At 65.3% G+C, this 16,187-nt stretch carries 14 protein-coding genes; 9 read left to right on the top strand and 5 right to left on the bottom strand.

The window, feature by feature from the left end:
• Nucleotides 1-106 precede the first annotated feature (106 nt).
• On the top strand, nt 107-1,378 hold the full coding sequence (locus AC5RUP_RS05505; RefSeq protein ID WP_494158347.1) for an LOG family protein: 1,272 nt from the start codon (nt 107-109) through the stop codon (nt 1,376-1,378).
• On the opposite strand, the gene AC5RUP_RS05500 is transcribed toward AC5RUP_RS05505, so the two are convergent.
• Both AC5RUP_RS05500 and AC5RUP_RS05495 read right to left on the bottom strand, forming a co-directional pair.
• Complete coding sequence (locus AC5RUP_RS05500; RefSeq protein WP_494158346.1) at nt 1,373-2,458, bottom strand: matrixin family metalloprotease; 1,086 nt, start codon at nt 2,456-2,458, stop codon at nt 1,373-1,375. The genes AC5RUP_RS05505 and AC5RUP_RS05500 overlap by 6 nt on opposite strands.
• Nucleotides 2,459-2,586: 128 nt before the next feature.
• Nucleotides 2,587-3,690: a VIT1/CCC1 transporter family protein gene (locus tag AC5RUP_RS05495; RefSeq protein WP_494069422.1), complete on the bottom strand. Its 1,104-nt coding sequence runs from the start codon at nt 3,688-3,690 to the stop codon at nt 2,587-2,589.
• 457 nt (nt 3,691-4,147) lie between these two features.
• Between AC5RUP_RS05495 and AC5RUP_RS05490 the strand changes: the two genes are divergently transcribed.
• The 4 genes from AC5RUP_RS05490 to AC5RUP_RS05475 all read left to right on the top strand — a co-directional run bounded on the left by AC5RUP_RS05490 (nt 4,148) and on the right by AC5RUP_RS05475 (nt 8,375).
• Nucleotides 4,148-5,050, top strand: coding sequence for an ABC transporter substrate-binding protein (locus AC5RUP_RS05490; protein WP_494153634.1), 903 nt, complete (start codon nt 4,148-4,150; stop codon nt 5,048-5,050).
• Nucleotides 5,037-5,984, top strand: a complete 948-nt coding sequence (locus AC5RUP_RS05485; protein ID WP_494153635.1) for an amino acid ABC transporter permease — start codon at nt 5,037-5,039, stop codon at nt 5,982-5,984. Before AC5RUP_RS05490 ends, AC5RUP_RS05485 begins: the two co-directional genes overlap by 14 nt.
• Nucleotides 5,981-6,748, top strand: coding sequence for an amino acid ABC transporter ATP-binding protein (locus AC5RUP_RS05480; protein ID WP_494153636.1), 768 nt, complete (start codon nt 5,981-5,983; stop codon nt 6,746-6,748). The genes AC5RUP_RS05485 and AC5RUP_RS05480 overlap by 4 nt, the downstream gene beginning before the upstream one ends.
• 136 nt (nt 6,749-6,884) lie before the next feature.
• Nucleotides 6,885-8,375, top strand: coding sequence for an N-acyl-D-amino-acid deacylase family protein (locus AC5RUP_RS05475; RefSeq protein WP_494153637.1), 1,491 nt, complete (start codon nt 6,885-6,887; stop codon nt 8,373-8,375).
• Here the strand turns inward: AC5RUP_RS05475 and AC5RUP_RS05470 are convergent.
• Nucleotides 8,359-9,381, bottom strand: coding sequence for a LysR family transcriptional regulator (locus AC5RUP_RS05470; RefSeq protein ID WP_494153638.1), 1,023 nt, complete (start codon nt 9,379-9,381; stop codon nt 8,359-8,361). The genes AC5RUP_RS05475 and AC5RUP_RS05470 overlap by 17 nt on opposite strands.
• A gap of 47 nt (nt 9,382-9,428) precedes the next feature.
• Here AC5RUP_RS05470 and AC5RUP_RS05465 point away from each other — a divergent pair, with 47 nt between their 5' ends.
• Entirely contained in the window at nt 9,429-10,253 is an 825-nt protein-coding gene (locus AC5RUP_RS05465; protein ID WP_494153639.1) for a serine hydrolase, read from the top strand.
• A 17-nt stretch (nt 10,254-10,270) separates the two neighbouring features.
• Here AC5RUP_RS05465 and AC5RUP_RS05460 read toward each other — a convergent pair whose 3' ends face one another.
• On the bottom strand, nt 10,271-11,791 hold the full coding sequence (locus AC5RUP_RS05460; RefSeq protein WP_494069411.1) for a sodium:solute symporter family protein: 1,521 nt from the start codon (nt 11,789-11,791) through the stop codon (nt 10,271-10,273).
• A gap of 194 nt (nt 11,792-11,985) precedes the next feature.
• Here AC5RUP_RS05460 and AC5RUP_RS05455 point away from each other — a divergent pair, with 194 nt between their 5' ends.
• The 3 genes from AC5RUP_RS05455 to AC5RUP_RS05445 all read left to right on the top strand — a co-directional run bounded on the left by AC5RUP_RS05455 (nt 11,986) and on the right by AC5RUP_RS05445 (nt 15,545).
• Nucleotides 11,986-12,561 carry a helix-turn-helix domain-containing protein gene (locus AC5RUP_RS05455; RefSeq protein WP_494069412.1) on the top strand — a complete coding sequence of 192 codons (576 nt, stop codon included), beginning with the start codon at nt 11,986-11,988 and terminating at the stop codon, nt 12,559-12,561.
• A gap of 231 nt (nt 12,562-12,792) precedes the next feature.
• Entirely contained in the window at nt 12,793-13,854 is a 1,062-nt protein-coding gene (speB, locus tag AC5RUP_RS05450; protein ID WP_494153640.1) for an agmatinase, read from the top strand.
• Nucleotides 13,851-15,545, top strand: coding sequence for a thiamine pyrophosphate-binding protein (locus AC5RUP_RS05445; protein WP_494153641.1), 1,695 nt, complete (start codon nt 13,851-13,853; stop codon nt 15,543-15,545). Before speB ends, AC5RUP_RS05445 begins: the two co-directional genes overlap by 4 nt.
• Before the next feature lie 103 nt (nt 15,546-15,648).
• On the opposite strand, the gene AC5RUP_RS05440 is transcribed toward AC5RUP_RS05445, so the two are convergent.
• Entirely contained in the window at nt 15,649-16,077 is a 429-nt protein-coding gene (locus tag AC5RUP_RS05440) for a very short patch repair endonuclease (RefSeq protein ID WP_494153642.1), read from the bottom strand.
• Between the last annotated feature and the right edge of the window lie 110 nt (nt 16,078-16,187).

Genomic DNA, 16,187 nt, shown 5'->3' with positions numbered 1-16,187 from the left:
GCGCCGGAGCACGGGCACGTAACCGCCGCGGCGGCGGCAGGCCGGAGCGTGTAGCCGGTCCGGTCGCGGCCTCCGACGGCTTCACGTCGACGGTTATGCTGGCTGCATGGGAGCGTCAGCGGCACTGCACAAGGAACCGCGCGTCGTCGAGATTGAGTCGCTCGAGCACTTCGACCGGCTCGTCGCCCAGGCTCCGCGACCCGGGGCTGCGGGCGACGGCGGACGACGGCCCGACAGCCCTGCGAGGCCATCCAGGGAACCGCGGCCAGGCGGGGGGCCCGACGGCCGGCAGCCAGACGGCGAGCCGCAGCGCACCTGGCGATCGCGGCCGGACGGGGGACCGCCGTCGATGAACGGCTGGCACTTCCAATCGGTGGACCTCAGCGGCCGCACAAAGGCCCTGCTCAGCATGGACCCGGCCGGCTCGGTGTTCCTTGGGTGCACGTTCGAGGCGGCCACCGAGGACTGGCTGCACCGCAACGGCGCGCTGATCTTTCCCACGCTGCCCGGCGTCCCGTTCGACCCGTACCGCGGCCAGGTGTACACCGCCGCAGAGCTCTACAGCGGGCTGGACACCGGACCCTACGAAGGGACGCTGGACGCGCAGGTCTACGCCTGGTCGTCGCGGTCCGCGACCCGCCACGACCTGGACTCCACCCTCGCGGCAAGCCTGCACGACCATGCCATCGGCGACGCGATGGAGGCGCTGTTTTCCACCGTGTTCGCCGACCGGAGGATGGTGGGGGTGATGGGCGGGCACGCTGCCGAGCGGGGCAGCACCATTTACGACGGCGCCGCCCGGCTCGGCAGGCTGCTCGCCAGGGAGGGCTATGCCGTGGCGACCGGCGGCGGCCCGGGGGCGATGGAGGCCGCCAACCTGGGCGCGCGACTCTCCGCGTCCGGGGATGATGAGTTTTCCGACGCGCTGGACCGTCTGGCCGGCGTCCCCGGCTTCCGGCCGTCCGTCACCGACTGGGCCCGCGCGGCGGCCGACGTGCTCGCCGGGGCCGGACCCGGCGTCGCGAATCTGGGCATCCCAACCTGGCACTACGGGCACGAGCCGCCGAACCTGTTTGCCACCCACATTGCCAAGTACTTCGGCAACGCCCTGCGCGAGGCCGTGCTGCTGCAGCGCTGCGACGGCGGAATCGTGTTCCTGCCCGGCGCCGGCGGGACGGTGCAGGAAATTTTCCAGGACGCCTGCGAAAACTACTACGCCACCCCGGAAGCGCTCTCGCCGATGGTGCTGGTCGGGCGCAAGTACTGGACCGAGGAACTGCCGGCCTGGCCGCTGCTGCAGGCGCTGGCGCGGGGGCGGCCCATGGAGGGCGCCGTGCACCTGGTGGATACCGTGGAGCAGGCCCTGGACGTTCTATAGCTCGGGCACGCACTCGCCCTGGCCCAGCAACGCCAGGCCGGTGAGGTCGCCGTCGGCAAAGGTGAGGATGTCGTGCGAGGCCTGCGCGTACATCAGCTGGGTGGGGTCGTCAACGTGGTCCAGGCCGATCAGGTGGCCCAGCTCGTGCATGATGATGGCCCGGGCGGCGTCGTCGCCCCCGGGCGCACCAAGCAGCTGGCGGAACTGCGGGGTGTCCAGTTCGATCTGACCCGACACGTAAGCGGAAACCCCGCCCCGCGACGCCCATCCGCTGCCGCCCAGGCCGATGGTCGGACCGGCCAAGGACGGGCTTTGCTTCGGGTCCGACCAGGCGATCAGCACCGGTGCCCACCGCTCGCCGTAGCGTTCGGGCTGGTAGGACCGGCGCCGCTCGGCGGGCCCTTCGGTGGTGGTCCCTTCGTAAATGAATTGCAGGCCAGTGGCCTCCGAGACGTGGTCCACTGCCTGATGGACGAGTTCCGTGCTGCCCGCGGGGGAGTCGGCCGCGCGGACCACATACCGGATCGGGCGGCACGGGTCGTAGGCGAGGTAGTCCTGCTTGGACGGCGAGGGCAGGAATTCGTAGGATTTGTTCTCCTCGTCGATCGGCACGGGCAGCCCCAGCGGTTCGTCCGCGGCGTCGACTCCCGGCGGCGGAAAACCACCGTGGCCCGGACCCTTGACGGTGGAGCCGGCGTCGAGCGGAACGCCATTCAGGGCGGCGGCCGCGCCGGGTTGCACCGCCGGGGCGGGACTTGGCTGTGCCATCCAGATGAAGGCCCACGCCGCCAGCGACGCAGCGGCGGCCAGCAGCATGAATTTGCCGAACGGTGACGGGCCCCGGAGGTCAGGTTCCCGCCGGACGGGCGGGGCATGCGAGACCGTTGGCAGTACGGGCTGCTGCCCGGGAGTGCGCACCTGCCGCGCCGTTGGGTTGATCCAGACCTGCCCCTGGTCGGCGTCGGGCTTCCGGCGCTCAACGGAGCCGGAGGTGACCGGTGCCTGCTCCGTCCCGGCTTCCGGCACAGGCCGGGCCCCACCCGGCGCATGGCCCGGGCCTTCGGTCGGCGGCCAACTCATGGTCCCCCTCGGCATGGCGGACGGCGGTGCATCGTTGCCCCGCTTGCCTCAGGGTAACCAAGCCGTGAGACAAACGGTAGGGTTCTGTCCGGTGGCCGGCGGGTGAACAGGCCGGGCCACCGGCGGAATCAGAGCGCCGTGGTGCCGAACAAGGAACCCAGCAGGTAGGTGGCCAGGGCGGCACCGAAGCCGATCGCCAGCTGCCGCAAGGCACGCTTGAGCGGCGAGGCCCCGGACAGCAGTCCCACGATTCCGCCGGTCACCAGCAGTGCCAGGCCGACCAGCACGAGCGCGACCACCACTGCTGCCGTGCCCTGCATGCCGAAGATGTAGGGCAGGATCGGAATCAGCGCGCCGCTGGAGAAGAACAGGAAACTGGAGAGGGCGGCATTCCAGCCGGTGCCGATCTCCTGGTAGTCGTTGATGTACGTTTCCGGCGGCTGCAGGGAAAGGCTCGGATCGCAGTCGCAGTCCAGGTAGCCCATCCGCTCGGCGGCACGGTGTTCGGCTGCTTCCGGGGTCATACCTCGAGCGCGGTACACGAGCACGAGTTCATTCGCGTTCAGGTCCAGGTCCGGCGCTGCCTGCAAAGTGATCTGGGTGGGGCGGGTGGCAGAGAGCAACTCGCGCTGGGAGCGCACGGACACGTACTCGCCGGCGCCCATGGACAGTGCGCCGGCGAGGAGGCCGGCGAAGCCGCTGAACAGGATGAATCCGCTGGAGACCCCGGTGGCGCCGATACCCATGATCAGTGCCAGGTTCGAGACCAGCCCGTCGTTCGCGCCGAAGACCGCCGCCCGGAAGTTGCCGGAGAGCCGGGCGCGGCCGCGGGTGGCGAGGCCGCGGATGACCTCTTCGTGAATTAGTTCGTCGGCGGCCATCGCCTCGGTCGCCGCAGGCTCACTGCCGTAGGGGGAGCGGCTCTCGGCCCGCTGTGCGAGGGCCAGCACGAACACCGAGCCGAAGCTGCGGGCCAGGAACCGCAGCACGGTCCGGCGCAACGACGGCCGCAGCCTTTGCCCGGCATGCTTGCCCAGCAGGTCGCGCCAGTGTTTTTCGTGCCGCCCCTCCGCGTCGGCCAGGGCCAGCAGGATCTCGCGTTCCTCGCCCTCGCGGCGCCTTGCCAGGTCGCGGTAGATGGCGGCTTCGGCGCGTTCGTCGGCAAGATAGCGGCGCCACAGCCGGATGTCGGATTTCGACGGCGAAGCCTTGCCGTCGGGTTGGGCGTCCATGGGGTCGGGGCCGGCTGGATCGGGGCTCGTTGTCACGCTGCTCCTGAGTCGGACCGGAGACGGTTCGATGATCTCCGGTCAGTTAACTATCAACTGACCGAAGGTCTCGCTCGCCCGGGCGCAGCGGATCAGGCGGTACCTGCCCTGCGCTCAGGTGGACTGCCGGGCCGCTAACGCTGGCCAGTGTGTCGACAGGCCTCCACGCCCAGTGCGCGTGAACCGCGCGGCGGTGGAGCTACTCCCCTTCGCAACCTCCATTGTAGCTGTAAAGCCCAGCCCCTCCCCTCACCTCGCGGAGAGCGCTGAAAATAATTGATGCCCGATATCGAATTCCTGAAATTCATTGTCTCCCCGCGGGGGGAATGACACGATGCTTGGCAGTTAGAAGAAGCTGGACCCGTAGGCAGGCGTTTTGACCTCGGGAGGACTTTCTATGAACTCAAGAGCGGAGAAGAGAATGAAGACTCGTCTGATCGGAGTGGGCAGGGTTGTAGCCGGTGCGGGCTTGGTGGCCATGCTGGCGCTGACAGGATGCGGCCGGTCCGCTTCGCCTGGCGGGGCGGATGAGGCTGGAGCGGTAGGCGAGACTCCTGCTGGTTCAAGTGCTGCCAGCCTGGTTCCGGAGGAGCTCAAAGAGAAGGGCGTGCTCAAGGTTGCCACGGCGGAGGGTTATCCACCGATGGAAATGTACAAGGACGGGACTACTGAGCTGATCGGCGTCGATCCTGAGCTGGCGGAGTTGATAGCTGAACAGCTGGGCCTTGAGTTCGAAATTACCAACGCATCGTTCCCTGGACTCATCCCGGGACTGCAGTCCAAGCAATGGGATCTTGCCATCTCCTCTATGAGCGACACGGAAGAGCGCCGTCAGGCAGTCAACTTCATCGATTACTTCGTCGCTGGCGGGGCGATCATGGTGAAGAAGGGCAACCCCGACGACATCAAGGACATTTCGGACTTGTGCGGTCAGCCGGTTGTTGGCGCCAAGGGTTCGTCCAATCTCGCGATCCTGCAGGACTACTCCTCTTCGGAGTGTGAGACGCCGATGAAAATCTCCGAATCGGAGGACGCACCCACCGGCCTGCTGCAGCTGGACACCGACCGCGCTATTGGAACGATGGTTGACTTGCCGGTAGCGGTGGAGCTGGCTTCCAAGACCGGCAAGTACGAGGTCCTTGAGAAGCAATACGAAGCCGGTCCCTGGGGTATGGCCGTGGACAAGAGCAACATGGAACTGGCCAAGGCAGTCCAAGCGGCGCTTCAAGAACTGATCGACAATGGTGAGTATCAGAAGCTCTTGGAAAAATACAACGTAAAAGCGGCAGCAGTGGAGAGCGCGGAAATCAATGCAGGCAGCTGACGCGGCCGAGTCTGAAGCGCAACCGGAAGTGGCACCTGTCCTGCCCCTCAACTCCAAACGGCCGCCCGCCTGGGGCCGCTGGATCGGTGGAACTGCAGCCGGCCTCTTTGGATTCTGGGTGATTTACGTTCTGGTTGTCACTCCCAACATCCATTGGGATGTGGTGGCCAACTACATTGTGGCGGCGCCCATTCTTGAAGGACTGTGGATCACCATCGCCCTTAGCGTGATCTCCATGGTGATTGGAATCCTCATCGGGTTGGTAGTCGCCGTAATGCAGCTTTCCCGCAACCCCGTGCTCCGCATCGTCGCCGGCGCATTCTCCTGGTTTTTCAGGGGTACTCCGCTGCTGGTCCAGTTGTTGTTTTGGTTCAACCTGGGGGTCATCTTTCCTCGACTGGAGTTCGGTGTCCCCTTTGGAGGGCCCAAGCTCTTCGGCGTGGAAGCCTCAGTGATTACGCCATTCGTGGCCGGGCTGCTTGGACTTGCCATCAACGAGGGCGCGTACATGTCCCAAATCATCCGTGCCGGAATCATCTCAGTGGACCAGGGGCAACGCGAAGCCGCGGAAGCGATGGGCATGTCCAAGCGTGGCGTCATGGGCCGAGTCGTCCTGCCCCAGGCTATGCGCATCATTTTGCCGCCCACAGGCAACCAGTTCATCTCGATGCTGAAGACTTCATCATTGGTCTCGATTATCGCGGGCGCGGACCTACTGACCGTTGTTCAACGCATCTATCTCGGGAATTTCGAGGTGATTTCGATGCTCATCGTTGCCTCTATCTGGTACCTGGTCCTCACCACGGTTGCCACTATCGGGCAGCACTATCTGGAGAAGCGTTATTCAAAGGGGTTTGATGGACGGACCCCGCTGCGCTCGAAGGTAATCACGAATTTGTCCGTCCCACGACCGGGGAAGTTGCAGGAACCATGAGTGAGCCTGTCGTCAACGTGCAATCGGTCCGCAAGACATTCGGCGATACGGAGGTGCTGCGGGGCATCGATCTGAAGGTCGATGCTGGAGAAGTCGTTTGCATCATTGGTCCATCCGGGTCCGGCAAGACCACCTTGCTGCGGTGTCTGAACCAATTGGAGACCATCGACTCCGGCAGGGTGTACATCAACGGCGAGTTGATGGGCTACATCGTGCAACCGGATGGCACTCTGCTGGAGCGCCGCTACAACGATCTACGCCGCCAGCGTCAGCGTATAGGGATGGTTTTTCAGCGCTTTAACCTCTTTCCGCACATGACGGCGTTGGAAAACGTGATCGAGGGACCTTGGCAGGTCAAACGGCAGTCGCGGGCGGCGGCCCAAGCTTTGGCGGAACGATTGCTGACGAGCGTGGGGCTTCAGGACCGGATGCACTACCATCCGGCGCAGTTATCGGGCGGCCAGCAACAGCGGGTAGCCATAGCGCGTGCCCTGGCGATGGAACCGGAACTGATGCTTTTCGATGAACCGACATCTGCATTGGACCCGGAACTTGTCGGGGAAGTCCTGTCAGTCATGCAGGACCTGGCGAAATCCGGAATGACCATGGTCGTGGTGACCCATGAAATGTCTTTCGCACGGAACGTAGCTGACAGGGTCGTATTCATGGAAGACGGGGTCATCGTCGAAGAGGGCACGGGAGATCAAGTGCTCAACTCTCCCGTCCGCAGACGAACCGCCGAATTCCTCGCCAGGGTCCACTGACATGTGCCGGGCTTATCTGCTTCGGGGCGGGTTGCTGGTGGATGGTACCGGAACCGCTGCCCGGCAAACCGATGTCGCCTTCGCAGACGGGAGAGTTGTTGATCCGAGCGGGGTGGACGGGAAAGCATGCACTGTAGTGGATGTCTCCGGCATGGTGGTTAGTCCGGGGTTCATCGACGTCCACACCCACTCCGATGCCGTTGCCCTGGACCCCGAAACGGGGGCCGCGCTTTCCGACTTGGCAACCGCGGCAGTTCGTCAGGGAGTGACAACGGAGATCGCAGGGAATTGCGGCACGTCCATGTTTCCGGCCGCCGCTGATGGGCGGAACGATGCACGTCTGCGCGAATTTTGCTGTGCCCTTTTGGGAAGCGCTGCTGATCCAGCAGTAAATTTTTCCGGTTTCGCTGGACGACATGACGACATTGGCCGGGTCAACAACATTGCGTCGCTGCTAGGGCATTCGACGCTACGGGCAGCGGTCATGGGATTTGACCAGCGTCCGGCGACGGAGCACGAGATAGAGGCGATGTGCTACTCGCTTGCTGCCAACTTGAAAGCAGGTGCAGCGGGATGGTCATCGGGCTTGATTTATCCGCCGGGTACCTACGCAGAGACAGGGGAACTGGTCGCGTTGGGCCAAGTGTCGGCCCGGCTGGGCGTACCCTATGTCACGCATCTACGCGACGAGATGAGCCGGGTCGAACAAGCTCTCGAGGAAGCATTCTCGATTGCGCGGGAGTCAGGAACCGCCCTGCATGTATCCCACCACAAGACTGCCGGAAGTCTCAGTCACGGAAAATCGGTTCGGACCTTGGAAATGATGGATGCCGCCCGTGTGGAGGGGCTGGATGTCACCTGCGATGTCTATCCGTACGTTGCCGGGAGTACATCGCTGCATGCACTGCTGCCGCCTTGGGCATCCGAAGGCGGATTCCACGCCTTGTTGAGTCGATTGGCGATTCCTGAGCAGCGGGCACGGATGCGGGTGTCGATTGAACAGGGGGAACCCGGCTGGGAGAACACTGTGGGCAACGTCGGGTGGGACAAAATCGACGTTGCCGCGGCATCCCGCCATCCCGGTGCGCAAGGCCGATCCATCGCTTGGCTCGCGGCGCAAGCGGGCAAGGATCCCGTCGACTATGCGGCAGATCTCCTGCTCACCGAAGCCGGAGCGGTAACAATCATTTCCCACTCAATGGACGAATCGGACATGCAGCGCGTGCTCGCGCATGCTGGCACCATGATTGGCTCGGACGGCGTTCCCAAGGAGGGAAAGCCGCACCCCCGATGGGCGGGCACATTTCCCCGGGTGCTTGGCCGCTACGTGCGGGAGCTGGGAGTGCTGACATTGGAGGATGCAGTCCATCGGATGACCGCCCTCCCCGCGCGGCGCTTTGGTCTTTCAGGGCGCGGGGTCTTGGCCCCGGGGGCCGTGGCAGATATCGTCGTCTTCGACCCGCAGCGCGTTGCCGACCAAGCAACCTTTGCAGAGCCCCTGCTAAGGCCTGCGGGAATCGAACACGTGTTTGTCGCCGGCCAAGAGGTCTTGCGGGATCAGCAGTTGCTGGAGGCATCTCCTGGCCGCACCGTCCGTCGTCAGACGACGGTCACCGGCGCGGCCTGAATCCCGTTGCCCCAGTTGCACGAGTCCTCGACTGCGACGATGCATCAACGAGGGCCACCAGTCGATTGGCGTCTGCGATACGGTGCCGGGCCGACTCACGCAGATGTTCCAAAAACGCGGGCACGAGGGGGTTCGGGTTATCGCTCCGGGTGGCTACGAGCACTCGCCGTGATGTCGGATGCTGCGTAGCGACACGGCGAAGCGGCACCCCGCGCCGGTCAGCGGTATCGCCCGGACCCAGGCTTAAAGCAGGCAGGAGCGCGAATCCTATTCCGGCTGATACCAGTCCCAGGGCGATGTCGTAGTAGTCGGTGCGGCACCGAACTTGTGGGGAAAAGCCGGCCGCTGCGCAGAGGCGGTCGACCAGCGGCACCTCATGATGGGAGCCTTGTGTGGCTATCCATTGCTCGCCGGAGAGTTCGTTCATGCCGATCGGGCCGGCTGAGTTCGATCTGTAAGTAGGTGGGACAGCCAGAAAATGCGGATCGATGAGCAGCGGTTCGTACTCAAGCTTAGGCATTCCGGCAAAGGCGTCCTGGGAATCGGGTGACGCCGAATAGTCGAAGACCACGGCAACGTCCAACTCAGCGTTCAGCAACCGGGGCAGCAGTTCTGGGGGCTGGCCAGGTATGAGATTCAGGTTCACGGTTGGGCGGGTCTCCATAAAGGCGGACAAGGCAGCCGGGACCAGGTGGGCACCCGCGGAGGCAAAGAAGCCCAGGTTCAGGTAGCCCCGTTCCCCGGCCCCAAGGCCACGAGTCTCCAATTCAGCACGTTCCATGAGGTCCGCAATCGACTCGCAGTATTCGGCAAGTCTGGTCCCCGCAGCCGTGAGCCATACGCCGCGGGCACCGCGTTCAATCAGCTTGGTGTCCAATTGCTTTTCCAAGGTTGAAATCTGGTGTGAGACGGCCGACGCCGTCACCTTCAGTGTCTTAGCAGCCGCGGAAATACTGCCTGTTTGCGACACTGCGAGTATGGCCAGAAGGCGGCTTGAGGACAGCATGTGGCAATTATCTCCCCGCACATTGTCGTACGTGAGAATATGAGGCTATGCCGGTGATTTCTCCCTATAGCGATGGTGCTCCGCGGATTTCCTACCTTGCGGTGGCAGCGGATGGATCGGTGTTGTCCAGCAGGAGGCCCAATGAGGTTTTCTATGCAGCGAGCACTATCAAACTGCCCGTTCTCTTGGCCGCCATGCGGGCAGTAGAAGATGGAGTTATTGGCTTGGACCAACGAATGCCGGTTAAGGACTCTTTTCCGAGCGCAGTGAGTGGCGAATTCACCTTCGAAGAAGAAGAGAAAGACCAGGGTATGCCATCCGCGGGCAGCGAGGTGACGCTTGCCGAAGCATTAGGTCGGATGATTTATGCCTCGTCCAACCCCGCTACGAATATGGTGCTGGAAGTTCTGGGGATGGAAGCGGTGACAGAAACCTTGGACCTCTGTTCTGCACGGTCTTCGAAGCTTGAGCGGATGATCAGCGATCATGCAGCCCGGGACGTGGGTTACACGCATGAAACAACCGCGCATGATATGGCGCGCATCATGCAGACCATCGTGTCGGGTGCGGCCGTCAGTAACTCCGGCACACAGTTTATGTTGGGATTGCTGCGGCGCCAGGAACACCCGGTCATCGCACGCTCCTTGCCGCCGGGTACGCCGTGGGGAAGCAAATCCGGCTGGGTAGAAGGGATCCACCACGACGTCGCTTTCGTCGGAGAACCAGGCCGTCCGGGATCGTACATCCTGGCCGTCTGCACCAGCGGCTTCGAGGAAGCCCAGGCTCTGGAAGCCGTGGGCGCAGTCGCCTCCGCAATCCACGCCCAAGCGGGGCGGTCCCTTGAGGACCGCCCCGCCGTCGTCGTCTCCTAACCGGACCAGCGCCAGCGTCAGCGCGTGGCGACCTCGTCGGGGCCCTCGACCGGGACTTCCTCCGTTGCCTGCCCCGCCACCCGGCGGTCCCACGCCTGGCGCACGGCGGCATCGGTGGGCTTCGTGAGCAGCGACACCACCACGTAGACCAGCGCGGAGGCGATCAGGCCGTAGTAGATCGGCTCGTTGGCGTAAATGCCGGCATACTGCTCCTCGGCGTTGATCTCCAGCACGATCATGGTGGTCAGCGTGACGATGGTGCCGGCCGCCATCGACCACGCGGCGCCCAGGCCGGTGCCGCGCTTCCAGACCAGGCCGCCCAGGATTGCGACCAGCAGGCCGCCCACCAGGATGTCGTAGGCAATGGTCAGTGCAGCGACCACGTCCTGCACCACGATGGCCAGCAGGATTGAGACCGCACCCAGTCCGAAGACCCACCACCGGTTGCCGGCCACATCGTGTTCGGTGTTCTCGTGGTCGTAGTGGACGTGCTTGCCGAACCAGGAGGCCACGAATGGCACCACGTCGGCGCGCGCCACCGTTGCCGCGGCGATCAGGCAGCCGGACGCCGTCGACATCATCGCGGCCACGGCCGCGGCCAGCACTATGCCGCCGATGCCGATGGGCAGCAGGTTCATGGCAACGTCTGCGTAGACGTCGTCCTCGACTTCGATGGCGGGCAGCGCCACGGAGGCGGCCATGCCGATCAGGGCGCCGGCGGCTCCGTAGAGGATGCAGTAGACGCCGGCCGTTGCGCCGCCCCAGCGGGCGACCCGGGGGTTACGGGCGGTGAAGACGCGCTGCCAGATGTCCTGGCCGATCAGCAGGCCCAGCGTGTAGACCACGAAGTAGGTGATGATGGTCTGGACGCCGATGCCGGTCAGCGAGAAGAACTCCGCATCGACGCGCGAGCGGATGCCGTCCAGGCCGCCGGCGGCTGACCAGGTGAACGGCAGCATCAGCAGGAAGACGCCGACGGTTTTGATAATGAACTGTGCCATGTCGGCCAGCGTGATGGACCACATGCCGCCGACCGTGGAGTAAATCAGCACAATGGCGCCGCCGACGGCGATGGACAGCCAGCGCTCCCAGCCGAAGAGCACCACCATGATGGTGGCGTAGGCCCCGGTGGACGTGGCGCAGAGCATGAGCGTGTACGCCAGCATGACGATGCCCGACACCTTGGTGGCATGCACGCCGTACCGCAGCGTGAGCATCTGCGCCACGGTGTAGATTTTCAGCTTCTGCAGGGTCGGGGCGAAGAGCAGGCTCAGCAGCAGCACGCCGGAGCCGATCGCGACCACCAGCCACATCCCGGAGATGCCCCACTTGTAGCCCAGGCCGACGCCGCCGACGGTGGAGGCTCCGCCCAGGACGACGGCGGCCATCGTGCCGGTGTAGAGGACGGGGCCGAGGCGGCGGCCGGCCACCAGATAGTCGCTGGTGTTCTTGGTGCGGGATTTGCCCCACCACCCGAAGAGCAGCATGGCGGCCAGATAGGCCACCACAATGACGACGTTGACGATTTGACTGTCCATGGGGGACTCCAAGGGGAATGAAGATAGTGCGGGCGACATGCGGAAAATTGCCTGTGAGGCAACAAGTGTTGAGTGTTAAGCTAAATGTGGCACGGGGCACAGGTCAACTCGGCAGGCTGCCCCGGTTTCGGCCGGGGCTATTTCCCTGCCACTGCACGCCGCTTCCCTTAACTCTGCACCGAGAAGGATGATCAGTGAAGGCACTGCCAGTCGAACCCAGCAATGACCCGGTGGCCATCGGATCGCGGATCCGCGCCGCACGCCAAGGCCAGCGCATGACCATCGAACAGGTGGCGGATTCGACGGGGCTCACCAAGGGATTCCTCAGCCGGGTGGAGCGCGACCTGACCTCGCCGTCGGTGGCATCGCTGGTCACCCTGTGCCAGGTGCTGTCCATCTCCATCGGGGACCTTTTCTCGATGCCGGAAACGCATGTCTCGCGCGCGGGAGAGGGGCCGCGGATCAACCTGGGCGGCGAAGGCATCAAGGAGGAGTTGCTGACCGCCCGGCACGAGCGCCGGCTGCAGATCATCCGCGCCGTGATCGAGCCGCGGGGCCGCGGGGAAGCCGATCTCTACTCCGTGGACTGCGACGTGGATGTCCTTCATGTGATCGCGGGGAGCATTACCTTGATCTTTACCTCAGAACGCTACAAACTCGACGCCGGCGACACCATTTCCTTCTCCGGGCGGGAGCCGCACACCTGGATTAACGAGACCGACGAAGAGGCCATCGTCACCTGGACGCTGGTCCCGGCGGCCGCACGCTAGTTCCCGTTGCCCCTGCCGCGAGGTGGTTTCCCCTGCCGCGGTCGCGTCCGTGCCGCGCGCTAGTTCCCGGGCCGCCCGGCCTGCGGTCTTGACTGTTACCCCCACCACAAATAACATCACAGGCAACAGATGTTGCACATAAGGCAACCACGCGAGCGATCGCACCCCGCATGCGTCGCGCCGCTTGGGATCCGCAACTTACCTGCCGCCCGCGCCCCTTAGAGGAGAACCATGGAAGAGCTTCGTGTGGAAGCCAACGGCCATCTCGGCCCGATCGATTCGTCCCGCATCCCGCGGTACGCCGGAGCCGCCACCTTCGCCCGGCTGCCCCGCCTGGACCAGGTGCAGCAGGCGGACATCGCCGTCGTCGGGGTTCCGTTCGATTCAGGCGTGTCCTACCGTCCCGGCGCCCGGTTCGGCGCCAACCACGTCCGCGAGGCGTCGCGGCTGCTGCGGCCGTACAACCCCGCGTGGGACCTCAGCCCGTTCGAAGAGGTCCAGGTGGCCGACGCCGGCGACATGGCGGTGAACCCGTTCAACATCAACGAGGCCATCGAGACCATTCAGCAGAACGCCCTCGACCTGACCGCCTCCGGCACCAAGCTGGTCACCCTCGGCGGTGACCACACCATCGCGCTGCCGCTGCTCCGCGCGGCAGCCGAGCGTGCCGGCGGCCCGGTCGCCATGCTGCATTTCGACGCGCACCTCGATACGTGGGACACCTACTTCGGGGCCGAGTACACGCACGGCACCCCGTTCCGCCGCGCGGTGGAGGAAGGCATCCTGGACACCGAGGCGATTTGCCACGTGGGCACTCGCGGCCCGCTCTACGGCAAGAAGGACCTCGACGACGACCATCGTTTCGGCTTCGGCATTGTCACCAGCTCGGACGTCTACTACGAGGGTGTCCGCGACGTGGTGGCCAAGCTGCGCGACCGGATCGGCGACACCCCGCTCTATATTTCGGTCGACATCGACGTGCTGGATCCGGCCCACGCACCCGGCACCGGAACCCCGGAGGCCGGCGGCATCACCAGCCGCGAGCTGCTGGAAATCATCCGCGGCTTCCGCGGCATGAACCTCGTCGGCGCCGACGTCGTGGAAGTGGCCCCCGCCTACGACCACGCGGAAATGACAGGGGTCGCCGGCAGCCACGTGGCCTACGAACTAGTCTCGCTGATGGCCGACACCGCGGCAGGCGGGTCCGGCAATGGCTACAGCGCCCAGGCGCTGAAGCGCGCGGGCGCCACCGTCGGCAGCGGCGACGGATCGGATCAGGAGTCCTTCGAATGACAGCAGCAGGGAAAGCCCCCTCCACCGCAGCGGCACCGGCGGAACCGGCCGTCCGCAACGGCGGGGACCTCGTCGTCGAAACCCTCAGCGCCCTGGGCGCGACGACGGTGTTCGGGATTCCGGGGCAGCATGCCTTGGGATTGTTCGACGCCTTGTCCCGTTCTTCGTTGCGCTTCGTCTCCTCCCGGGTGGAGAACAACTCCGCGTTCGCGGCGGACGGGTTCTCGCGTGCCACCGGCGAGGTCGGCGTGCTGTTCCTCTCCACCGGCCCCGGCGCCCTGACCTCGTTGGCCGGGCTGCAGGAGGCCTACGCCACCGGCGTGCCGATGGTGGTCATTGCCAGCCAGATTCCGCTTGAAGGTTTGGGCGCACGCCGCAAGGGCATGCTGCACCAGCTCGACGACCAGAAGGCCTCGGCCGCCAACGTCACCAAGAGCCAGCGGTTGATCCAGCACGCGTCCGGCATCCCGTCGGCCATCCAGGACGCATGGACCGAAGCCATTTCGTCGCCGCAGGGGCCGGTCTGGGTGGAGGTTCCGCAGAACGTGCTGCTGGACCCGATCATGGTGCCGCCGGTCGAGGACGCGCTGGCCGAGGCATTCGACAACCCGCCGCGGACCGAGCTGGTCAAGGAAGCCGTGCACTGGCTCTCCGAGGCCAAGCGGCCGGCCATCATCGCCGGCGGCGGCGCCCGGCGGGGCAAGGCCGAACCGTGGCTGCGTTCCATCGCGGAAAAGCTGCGTGCCCCGGTCGTCTGTTCGCCGGGCGGCAACGGCGCGTTCCCGTGGAACCACGAGCTCTCGCTGCAGTCCTGGGTCGAGGACCGGTACGTCACCGACCTCCTCGAAGATGCGGACGTCCTGTTGGTCGTGGGCTCGTCGCTGGGGGAAGTGACGAGCAACTATTTCACCATGGAACCGCGGGGCCGAATCATCCAGATCGACGCCGAACCCCGCGTCCTGGAATCCAACGGTCCGGCGCTGGGAATCCGCGCTGACGCCGGCCAGGCACTGCAGGCTCTGGACGCAGCCCTCTCCGGCAATCCGGGTAACGGACCCGACTGGCATGGCCAGACGCCCGAGCAGCTGGTCAAGGACACGCTGGCCAAGGTCCAGGCCCGCCTGGACGGCCAGGACCTGGCCAAGGAGCGGACCTTCATGGCGGACATCCGCGAGGCCGTGCCGGACGACATGCAAACCTTCTGGGACATGACCATCTCCGCGTACTGGGCCTGGAGCTGCTGGGACTCGCGCGACGGCGAGTTCCACTCGGCCCAGGGCGCCGGCGGCCTGGGCTACGGTTTTCCCGGCGCCATCGGCGGCAGCGTCGGCCTGGCCAGCCAAGGAAAGCCAGCCCGCGTGCTGGCCGTCTCCGGCGACGGCTCGGCGATGTATTCGATCAGCGAGCTGGCCACCGTCCGGCAGCATGACCTGCCGGTCACCTGGCTGATTGTGGACGACGGCGGCTACGGCATCCTGCGCGAGTATATGGAAGGCACGTTCGGCCGGGCGACGGCAACGGAACTGGCGCGGCCGGATTTCGTGGCCCTGGCACAGGCCTTTGGCGTGCCGGCACGCAGGGTGGCGCCGGAGGATGTCGGCCCCGCACTCCGGGAAAGCTTCGCCGCCGAGGGACCGAACGTCGTCGTCGTCGAGACACTGCTGAAGATGTTTGCCCCCACTCACGTCTGACCCAACCCCGACGGCGGCCCCATGGCCGCGTCCCCTTGGCCAAGAGCCCCTTCACCCCGGATTCTGCCCGCGGGCGGAGGGGCTCTCGGCTCGGCGGTCCGGCTCAGGCGAGGAAAGCGACCAGCTTGTCCTCAAGCGCGGCCAGATCGCCGGCCTTCTTGAACTCGCACTCCCAGACGGTGAGGACCTGCCAGCCGGCCGCCTGCAGCGCCGACCGTTGGGCTTCGTCGCGGGCAGCCGTACGCGTCCGTTTGGCCTCCCAGAAGCCGGCGTTGGACTTCGGCGCATGCCGGCCGACCCTGCAGTCATGGGCATGCCAGAAGCAGCCGTTGACGAAGATCACTTTCCGCCGTCCGGCGAAGACCAGATCCGGTTTGCCCGGCAGTTTCCCGCCGCCTGCGCTGCCATGCAGGCGGTAGCGGTATCCCTTGGCATGCAGCAGTTTCCGGACCAACAGCTCGGGTTTGGTGTTTTTGCCGCGGATTTTGGCCATGTTGGCGCTGCGCTGCTGCGGGGTCAGCGAGTCGGCCATGCGTAAAGTCTAGGGGAGCGAGGTACGGCCCGGCGGGGCTCCCGGCCAGCCAGGCTGCGCCGTTCCCGCGTCCGGGGAACGCGTCCGCCGCTGCTAGGTTAAACGTAAGC

This window comes from Arthrobacter sp. Y3223151 (genome assembly GCF_059091125.1).
The sequence above is the reverse complement of the archived record's forward strand: the minus strand, read 5'-3'. Positions and strand labels throughout refer to the sequence as shown.

Bases quoted from the DNA above. Each gene is read 5' to 3' on its own strand.
- AC5RUP_RS05440 (WP_494153642.1), bottom strand. From the start codon at position 16,077: ATGGCCGACTCGCTGACCCCGCAGCAGCGCAGCGCCAACATGGCCAAA.
- AC5RUP_RS05495 (WP_494069422.1), bottom strand. From the start codon at position 3,690: ATGGACGCCCAACCCGACGGCAAGGCTTCGCCGTCGAAATCCGACATC.
- AC5RUP_RS05445 (WP_494153641.1), top strand. From the start codon at position 13,851: ATGACAGCAGCAGGGAAAGCCCCCTCCACCGCAGCGGCACCGGCGGAA.
- AC5RUP_RS05490 (WP_494153634.1), top strand. From the start codon at position 4,148: ATGAAGACTCGTCTGATCGGAGTGGGCAGGGTTGTAGCCGGTGCGGGC.
- AC5RUP_RS05470 (WP_494153638.1), bottom strand. From the start codon at position 9,381: ATGCTGTCCTCAAGCCGCCTTCTGGCCATACTCGCAGTGTCGCAAACA.
- AC5RUP_RS05505 (WP_494158347.1), top strand. From the start codon at position 107: ATGGGAGCGTCAGCGGCACTGCACAAGGAACCGCGCGTCGTCGAGATT.
- AC5RUP_RS05500 (WP_494158346.1), bottom strand. From the start codon at position 2,458: ATGAGTTGGCCGCCGACCGAAGGCCCGGGCCATGCGCCGGGTGGGGCC.
- AC5RUP_RS05465 (WP_494153639.1), top strand. From the start codon at position 9,429: ATGCCGGTGATTTCTCCCTATAGCGATGGTGCTCCGCGGATTTCCTAC.
- AC5RUP_RS05480 (WP_494153636.1), top strand. From the start codon at position 5,981: ATGAGTGAGCCTGTCGTCAACGTGCAATCGGTCCGCAAGACATTCGGC.
- speB (WP_494153640.1), top strand. From the start codon at position 12,793: ATGGAAGAGCTTCGTGTGGAAGCCAACGGCCATCTCGGCCCGATCGAT.
- AC5RUP_RS05460 (WP_494069411.1), bottom strand. From the start codon at position 11,791: ATGGACAGTCAAATCGTCAACGTCGTCATTGTGGTGGCCTATCTGGCC.
- AC5RUP_RS05485 (WP_494153635.1), top strand. From the start codon at position 5,037: ATGCAGGCAGCTGACGCGGCCGAGTCTGAAGCGCAACCGGAAGTGGCA.